The organism is Marinovum sp. PR37 (genome assembly GCF_028807375.1).
In the GTDB taxonomy this organism is placed as follows: domain Bacteria; phylum Pseudomonadota; class Alphaproteobacteria; order Rhodobacterales; family Rhodobacteraceae; genus Marinovum; species Marinovum algicola.
This window is the reverse complement of record NZ_JARAML010000054.1, coordinates 1-8,059: the sequence shown is the minus strand read 5'-3', so window position 1 is coordinate 8,059 and position 8,059 is coordinate 1. Positions and strand designations below refer to the sequence as shown.

The 8,059-nt window shown below is 65.3% G+C and carries 6 protein-coding genes; 1 reads left to right on the top strand and 5 read right to left on the bottom strand.

Going from position 1 to position 8,059, the window contains the following annotated elements; translation table 11 throughout:
- Positions 1–6 precede the first annotated feature (6 nt).
- From PVW49_RS23425 to PVW49_RS23405, 5 genes are all read right to left on the bottom strand, one after another.
- Positions 7–2,337, bottom strand: a complete 2,331-nt coding sequence (locus tag PVW49_RS23425; RefSeq protein ID WP_274591767.1) for a DUF4962 domain-containing protein — start codon at positions 2,335–2,337, stop codon at positions 7–9.
- Between the two features lie 85 nt (positions 2,338–2,422).
- Complete coding sequence (locus PVW49_RS23420; protein WP_244526490.1) at positions 2,423–3,994, bottom strand: extracellular solute-binding protein; 1,572 nt, start codon at positions 3,992–3,994, stop codon at positions 2,423–2,425.
- A gap of 111 nt (positions 3,995–4,105) precedes the next feature.
- Positions 4,106–4,987, bottom strand: a complete 882-nt coding sequence (locus PVW49_RS23415) for a carbohydrate ABC transporter permease (RefSeq protein ID WP_048532123.1) — start codon at positions 4,985–4,987, stop codon at positions 4,106–4,108.
- A 13-nt stretch (positions 4,988–5,000) separates the two neighbouring features.
- Positions 5,001–6,005, bottom strand: coding sequence for an ABC transporter permease (locus tag PVW49_RS23410; RefSeq protein WP_082154489.1), 1,005 nt, complete (start codon positions 6,003–6,005; stop codon positions 5,001–5,003).
- A complete protein-coding gene (locus PVW49_RS23405) occupies positions 6,002–7,105 on the bottom strand; it encodes an ABC transporter ATP-binding protein (RefSeq protein ID WP_048532124.1) in 1,104 nt (367 codons plus the stop codon). The genes PVW49_RS23410 and PVW49_RS23405 overlap by 4 nt, the downstream gene beginning before the upstream one ends.
- Positions 7,106–7,356: 251 nt before the next feature.
- On the opposite strand from PVW49_RS23405, the gene PVW49_RS23400 reads away from it, so the two are divergent.
- The gene (locus PVW49_RS23400) at positions 7,357–8,052 is read left to right on the top strand and encodes a GntR family transcriptional regulator (RefSeq protein ID WP_274591766.1); all 696 of its coding nucleotides are present in this window, start codon (positions 7,357–7,359) and stop codon (positions 8,050–8,052) included.
- Positions 8,053–8,059 lie beyond the last annotated feature (7 nt).

Here is an 8,059-nt window from a genome sequence, read left to right as displayed (position 1 = left end):
CTCGGCTCATGATTTTGCGAGTTTTTTGAGGGTAATTTTGAATGTGTTTTCGTCCGGGTCGGTGAAGTAGAGGTCGGCGTCGTAGCCCTGGTCGTCCATGAAGTTGAAGATGCGTTTGGGTTCGGAGCGCCGGTAGGGCACCAGCAGGGTGGCGATGCGGTGGCGTCTGGCGGCGGGGTATGTCGCGTGCAGGCAGGTGCTTTCGGGCAGGCCGGCGTAATCGGCCGGGTCGACGCCGGGGAAGCCGGTGACCTGGCTGAGTTCGGGCTTGCCGGCCTCGGACCAGACCACCTGGCCGTAGAAGCCCGCCGTCTCGCCGGTCATGCGGAAGGAGGTCCGGCCGAGGTCGTAGGGCTGGTTGGCATGCAGCAGCCAGTCGATGGTGACGGCTGCGTCGGCATCGACGCTGTCGACGATGACGAAGTAGCTGCCGTTCACGAAGTAGACTTCGCGGCCGGCGCGGGTGACCTCGGGCGAGAGGCTCTGATAGGCGGCGGTGGCGTCGCCGTGGATGTAGATGTGGTCGTCGCGCTGCTCGGCGGCGAGGATCGTGCCGGTGGCGGCCATGGCGCGGGCCTTGTCCTTGTCGGCATATTGGCCCTTGCCATTGATCAGGATGGCGTTTTTCGACCGGGTCTGGCGCCGCCAGTTGCGGTGCATCGATGAGTTGAAGGCGACGTAATAGCCCGATTGCACCGCCAGGTCCTCGCCGAAGGCGGCCAGGCAGAAGGCGTTCTGGTCGCCGTGGCTGTGGCTGATCGAGCCGAACGTGCTGCTTTTGAACACGAACTGGATATGGCGGTCGGGGTCGGCCATCTCGTGCTGGATGCCGACCCAGCCGATGCCCTTGAAGTGGCGCATGCCCGAGGGCGGATCCGTAGCTTCGACCAGGGGGAAGTCGGTGAGATAGGTCAGCTCGTCAAAATGGGTGTCCCACCAGCCCCAGTTGTAGAAGGCGCCCTCGGTGCCGGGGTTCAGCCGGGCCAGCTCCTCATGGTACCATTGATAGGCGCCATTGCCGGTGACGCCGGCGTATTGCCGCAGGTTGATGCCGGTCTTGATGCAGGGCAGATCGCCCTGGGTGCTGTCGTCGCCGAAGGTGGCGCGGCGGGTGTTCGGCGCCTTGCAATAGAGCGGGAAGTCGCCGGTGTTGCGGAAGAAGGGGCGCTGGTAGAGGTCGATGCCGGCAAAGCTCTTCAGCCGGTTGGCGGCCTCGATCAGATAGGCCATGCCCATCATCCAGTAGTTGGTGCCCTCGGCCCAGCCGCCATCGGCATCGCCCCAGGGCGAATAGACCGTGGCGAGGAACTCGATGCAGTAGTTCAGCCAGTCGCGGGCCTCGCCGCTGCCGTTCTCGCCCTCGTCCTCGCCCAAGAGCGCGATGCAGGCCGGCACCAGGGTCAGCGAGACCGAGCGCACGGCATGGCTGTCATAGGGAAAGAGGTGGATCTTGGCGTTGAGGATGGCATGTTCGGCAATGTCGCGGGTGCGTTCGTGCAGCGCGTCGCGCACCAGCCTGCGCTCGTCGTCGGAGAGCTGGTCGTAAAGCCAGTCGTAGCCCCAGGCCAGGGCATTGGTGACGCGGTAGGCCCATTCGTCGGTATAGGCGCGGCTGGTCACCCCCATCGGATCCCAGGAAGCCGCCTCCAGCAGCCAGTCCCTGGCGCGGTCGAGCATCGCCTGGTCGCCGGTCACCTGGCCGCCGATGGCGAGGTGACGGATGGCATAGATCACCTCCTGCAACTCGATGTAGGTCTGGCGCCAGACCGGCGCGGTGCGCTGGTGGCCGGGATAGCCCGCCGGCTCGCGGGTGATCTCGCGGTCCATCCAGGGCAGGACGGATTTCTCGTAGAAGCGCGCCCAGGTGCAATGGTCGGGATCGGCCTTCACCGCCTTGCGGAAGGTCTCGAGCCGGGCGGCGTCGAGCCAGAGCCGCGGGTGGCTTTCGGGGGCCTCGGCAAAGCGGCTGGCGCGGCCGGGCAGCGGGGTTTCCGGCAAGCCCTCGGCCAGAGTGAACTGCCGGGTGGCGCTCCAGCCGGTGACCGGCTGGCCCTCGGCGTCGCAGACCGCATAGGCCCAGTGCCAGGTGCCGGGCTCGAGCACCCGGTCGGGGGTGAAGAAGTTGAGCGGCACCGGCCCGTGGGTTCGGGTCTCGGCGGCGGGAAAGGCCGGGTCCTGCGACAGGCGCAGCAGATAGAGCGCCTCGTCTTCGATCACCGGCAGCCAGGTGAAGCGCGGCGGGTTCTCGACGATCGGGGTCTCCGCGTCGGGCGCATACTGGATCGTCAGGCGGCCGGTTCTGGGTTCGTCGAGCGTGGGGGCGGTGGCGCCGGGCATCGGGATATCCTGTTGCTTGCGGGGAAGATTCGGGGAGCCTGCGGCCGGCGACGGCCGCAGGCGGGTCTGTCCGGGGGGCTCTGGCCTAGCCGCCGTACTGGCGCTCGTAGGCCGAGTTCATCACCTCGAGCACCTCCTCGTAACCCATCTTGTTCAGGGTCTCGATGTAGCTGTCCCAGTCCTCCTGGATGTCGCCGGAGCCGAGAATCCAGGCCTGCTGGCGCTCCAGCATGTAGGTCTGGATCGAGGGGAAGTACCGGTCGTAGACCTCCTGCTCCTCCTTGTTGAAGGCGACGCCCAGGAACTGCTCGATCAGCAGGTCCTCGGTGTCATAGAGCTCGATGCCCTTGCGCGCGCTGTCGCGGGTCCATTGCCATTCGTAGCGGTAGTCCTGCGGGTAGCCGCGATAGACCTGCGCGCCCTCGAGATACATCTGGCTGTTGACCGGCTGGCCCGAGCTCAGCACCTCGTCCTTGTAGACCGGCGCGCCGTCGATCATGTCCCAGGTCTTGCCCTCGACGCCGAAGTTGGCGAGCAGCGCCCCTTCTTCCGAGAACCAGTAGTCGAAGTACTTGATGGTCTCGACCGGATGGTCGTTGGAATAGGAGATCGCCCAGCCGTCGGGCTTCATCGGGATGCGGCGGTTTTCCTCGATGCGCACGCCCGAGACCGATTTCGGCGGCAGGAAGGGGATGAAGTTGAAGCCTTCGACCTTGTCTTCCAGCGCCACGTTGTACCCGCTGGTGGAGGCGAACCAGTCATGGGTCATGCCGCCCAGGTTCTCGCCCAGCAGATAGTCGCGCGCCGAGGAGCCGCGGGTGAAGACCTCGGGGTCGATCAGGCCTTCCTCGTACCATTGCGCGATATTGGCCAGACCGTCGCGATAGGCCTCCTGGGCGTAAGGATGCACCACGCGGCCGTCCTTGACGTAGAACTGGTGATAGACATCCGCCCCGGTCGAACGCGCATCCCAGAGCGTCAGCAGCCGCAGCACCTCTTCCCAGTCGCGCACGAAGAAGGGGATCTCGTCCTGCACGCCGTTGCCGTTGGGGTCCTGGTCGCGGAAGGCCACCAGCACGTCGTAGAGTTCTTCCACGTTGTCGGGCGCCTCCAGCCCCAGCGCGTCGAGCCAGTCCTGGCGGACGAACCAGGCGCGGGCGTATTTGCCGTCCGGCAGATAGGGGATGTAATAGACATTGCCGTCATAGGCCTTGATCGCATCCCAGATCTCGGGATGGTCGTCGAACCAGGCCTTGATGTTGGGCGCATGGTCCTCGACCAGATCGTTGAGCGGCACGAAGGCGCCCTCGGGGCCGTACTGGTTGACCGGCTGCTTGATCAGGTTGCCGCCGACGATGTCGGGCAGATCGCCGGTGGCGAGCAGCAGGTTCATCGCCTCGTTGTTGTCCTTGGTGTTGCGGCCCGAGGTCTGGTCGATCAGGTGGATATTGGTTTTCTCGCGGGCCACTTCCTCGACCGGGTAGAGCTTCGAGGTGTCGCCGCCGGGGCCATAGCCCTGGGCGCGCGGCCAATGCATGTGGATCGTCAGCTCGAGCGGCTCCTCGGTGATCGGCAGATGGCTTTCGGCAGACGCCGGCACGGCGATGGCCGCCGTCAAGGCCGTCGTCGCCAGCATGGTCAGTGACAGGTTTCGCATGGTGTCCTCCCTTTATGCGAATTCATTCGGTCTTCGGTTGCCAGGCCCTCGGGAGGGCCTCGGGCGTTCGCGCCCGGACAGGGCTCCGCCGGAGCCCTGTCCGGGCGCCGCTCACTCCTTCACCCCGCCGAGCAGGATGCCCTTGGAGAAGTATTTCTGCAGGAAGGGGTAGATCATCAGGATCGGGATGATCGAACAGACGATGATCGCCGCGGTCACGGTCTCGACCGAATAGGCCGCGGTCAGCAGCGAGGTGGCGAACTCCTCGTCGTCCGAGAGCTCGACGATCACCTTGCGCAGATAGACCTGGAGCGGGATCTTGTCCTCGTCCTGGAGCAGCACCATGGCCCAGAAGAAGCCGTTCCAGCGCGACACGATGCAGAACAGCGCCACGGTGGCGATCGCCGGCTTGGAAAGCGGCACATAGACCTTCCACAGCACCTGGAACTCGTTGGCGCCGTCCATCCGCGCGGCCTCTTCGAAGCTCCGCGGAATGCCCTCGAAGAAGTTGCGCAGCAGGATGATGTTGAAGCCGTTGACCGCAAAGCCGATGATGATGCCGAAGTAGCTGTCGAGCAGGCCCAGATCGCGCATGTTCAGGAAGAACGGAATGAGGCCGGCGTTGAACCACATGGTGAAGGCCACCACCAGGTTCCAGAACCGCCGGCCGTAGAGCTGCGGCTTGGACAGCGCATAGGCGCCGGGGATGATGAAGGCCAGGCTCATCAGCGTGCCGCCGATGGTGTAGATGAAGGTGTTGGCGTAAGACGACCAGAACAGCGGCTCGGAGAGCACCTGCTTGTAGGCCTCCAGCGTGAAGCCCACCGGGGTCAGGATGACATTGCCGGCGCGGGCCTCGAAGCCGGTGCTCATCGACATCGAGGCGATGTAGATGAAGGGATAGAGCGTCGAGATGGTGAACAGGCCGATCAGCACCATGTTGACGATGACAAAGAGCCTGTCGCCGCGCGAATAGAGGTTCATGTTGGTCATGTCCGGTCCTCCCTTACCAGAGCGAGGTGCGCGAATAGCGCTTGGAGATCGTGTTCGCCGTCATCACCAGCACGAAGGCCACCACCGCGTTGAACAGGCCCGCGGCCGCCGCCAGATCGTATTGCCCGCCCTGGATGCCCTGGCGGTAGATGAAGGTATTGACCACATCCGCCGTCTCGTAGGTCGCCGGCTGATAGAGCAGGATGATCATCTCGAAGCTGATCTCGAGCATGTTGCCGATGCGGATGATCAGCATGATGATGATCGTCGGCAGGATCGAGGGAATGGTGATCTTCCACATCATCTGCCAGCGGCTGGCACCATCGACCACGGCCGATTCATACAGCGTCGGCGAGACCCCGGCGATGGCCGCCAGATAGACGATCGACTGGAAGCCCGCCTCCTGCCAGATGCCGGTGCCGACAAAGATCGGCCGGAACCACTCGGGCTTGGTCAGGAAGTAGATCGGCTCCACCCCGATCCAGCCGAGGAAGGTGTTGACGATGCCCGCGGAGGGGCTGAAGGCGGTGATCACGATGCCGGCGATGATCACGCTCGAGATGAAGTGCGGCAGATAGACGATGGTCTGCGCCGTCTTCTTGAAGCTCTGCTTGAGGATCTCGTTGAACATCAGCGCCAGGATGATCGGCATCGGAAAGCCGAAGAGCAGCCCGTAGAAGGAGATGATGATGGTGTTCTTCAGCGCTCGCAGGAACTGGTCGTTGCCGAACAGCGTCTGGAAGTGCTCGAAGCCGATCCAGGGGCTGGCCGCCACGCCGCGGAAGATCGAGTAATCCTTGAAGGCGATCTGAAGCCCGTACATCGGCTTGTAGAGAAAGACCGCCAGCCACAGGATGGTCGGGATCAGCATGACATAGAGCTGCCATTCCCGGCGCAGGTGGTCGCCCACCCTCTGGATGCGGCTCGGCCGGCGCGCGCGCCGCGCCTCGGAGGCGTCGAAGATCAGCTCTTCGGTCGCCGGGCCGGCGGCGCCGGTGAAGTTGGGATCGTTGCTCATTGTTCCAGCACCTGCCCGGGCAGCGTCCGGCCGGTCTCGGCGTCGAAGACCTTGATCAGATGCGGCGCGATGGTGAAGCCCGAGATGCCGTCGAGGATGTGCATCTGGCCCACCGTCTCGGTGCGGATGACAAAGGGCTCGCCCTGCAGGCTGGCATGGATCAGCGCCTCCGAGCCCAGGGTCTCGACCAGATCGACATCGAGGCCGACCCGGGTCGGGTCGGAGGCACCGGCGACCGCGACGAACTCGGGCCGGATGCCGAGAATGACCGTCTGGCCGACCGCGTTCTGCAACGACGGGATCGGTTGCAGCTGGATGCGCTGGCCGTCGAACTCGGCCACCGGGCCGCGATCGCCGGCCACCACCTGCGCGCGGATCATGTTCATCGGCGGCGAGCCGAGAAAGCCCGCGACAAAGGTGTTGGCCGGGTTCAGGAAGAGCTCCATCGGGCTGCCGATCTGCTCGATCCGCCCGTCGTGCATGACCACGATGCGATCGGCCAGGGTCATCGCCTCGACCTGGTCGTGGGTGACATAGATCGAGGTCGCGCCGAGCCGCTTGTGCAGCCGCTTGATCTCGGCCCGCATCTGGGTGCGCAGCTTGGCGTCGAGGTTCGACAGCGGCTCGTCGAACAGGAAGACCTTGGGCCGGCGCACGATGGCACGGCCCATGGCGACCCGCTGGCGCTGGCCGCCCGAGAGATCCGCCGGCCGCCGCTCGAGATAGGGCGTGAGCCCGAGGATGCCGCCGACCTCGTCGACCGAGGCGGCGATGTGGTCCTTGCTTTCCTTGCGGATGCGCAGCCCGAAGGCGATGTTGTCGGCGACGTTGAGATGCGGGTAGAGCGCGTAGTTCTGGAACACCATCGCCACGTCGCGATCCTTCGGCGCCACCCGGTTCACATGCCGGCCGTCGATCGTCAGATCGCCGTCGCTGATCTCTTCCAGCCCGGCGATCATCCGCAGCGTCGTCGACTTGCCGCAGCCCGAGGGCCCGACCAGCACGACAAACTCCTTCTCCGCCACCTCGAGGTCGATGCCATGCACCACCTGCACCGCGCCATAGGCCTTGACGATGCCCTCCAAACGAACTCCCGACATGTCCTCTCCTCCGTTAAAGTTGCCGGCGCCCGGCCCCCGCCGGTCCCGCCTGTGCGGATGCCGCCCCCAATCAGTTGCATGGCGGTGCGATTCGGGGCTAACTTAAGACTGGTATACTAGTAACAAATCTGGAATACTAGTATGAAGTTCGGCAGGGCGCCCGCCAGCCCCCCCAGGGGGCCCGGCGCGCCGGCGCCGCAGCCACAGCCATCAGGGGGCAGCCGCCGGCCCCGCACAGGGAGACCCGAGGGATGCCACACAGCCTGTCCAGCGACCGGCGCACCGCCGTCGACGAGATCTTCGACCACCTGCGCGCCGAGATCGACGCCCTGCGCCTGCGCCCCGGCGACCGCATCTCCGAGGCCGAGATCGCCGCCCGCTTCGGCGTCTCGCGCCAGCCGGTGCGCGATGCCTTCACCCGGCTGGCCAATCTCGACCTGCTGCTGATCCGGCCGCAGCGCGCCACCGAGGTGAAGCGGTTCTCGGCCCGCGAGATCGAGAAGTCGCGCTTTGTCCGCGCCGCCGTCGAGGCCGAGGTGCTGCGCCGCGCCGCCCTGGCCGCCGCCGAGACCCAGGCCGCCGCCCGCCAGGCCCTGACCCAGGAACTCTCCCGCCAGCGCGCCGCCCTCGCCGCCGGCGACGCCCATGGCTTCAGCGCCCTCGACTACGCCTTCCACCGCGCCCTCTGCACCATCGCCGGCGCCGCCTTCGCCTTCGAGGTGATCGCCGCCGAAAAGGCCAAGGTCGACCGCCTCTGCCTGCTCGGCCTCGCCAAACAGGACCGCATGCCCCAGCTCCTCGCAGACCACGAAGCCATCGCAACCGCCATCCTCCAAGGAGACCCCGAAACCGCCGTCGCCAACGGAATGCAACACCTCAAAAGACTCGACTCCACCCTCGAAAAAATAACCAAAGACAACGCTTCATACTTCGAAAATGAAAAATGACAGGGGC

Coding starts and splice junctions, on each gene's coding strand:
- PVW49_RS23420 (WP_244526490.1), bottom strand. CDS start 3,994: ATGCGAAACCTGTCACTGACCATGCTGGCGACGACGGCCTTGACGGCG.
- PVW49_RS23415 (WP_048532123.1), bottom strand. CDS start 4,987: ATGACCAACATGAACCTCTATTCGCGCGGCGACAGGCTCTTTGTCATC.
- PVW49_RS23410 (WP_082154489.1), bottom strand. CDS start 6,005: ATGAGCAACGATCCCAACTTCACCGGCGCCGCCGGCCCGGCGACCGAA.
- PVW49_RS23425 (WP_274591767.1), bottom strand. CDS start 2,337: ATGCCCGGCGCCACCGCCCCCACGCTCGACGAACCCAGAACCGGCCGC.
- PVW49_RS23405 (WP_048532124.1), bottom strand. CDS start 7,105: ATGTCGGGAGTTCGTTTGGAGGGCATCGTCAAGGCCTATGGCGCGGTG.
- PVW49_RS23400 (WP_274591766.1), top strand. CDS start 7,357: ATGCCACACAGCCTGTCCAGCGACCGGCGCACCGCCGTCGACGAGATC.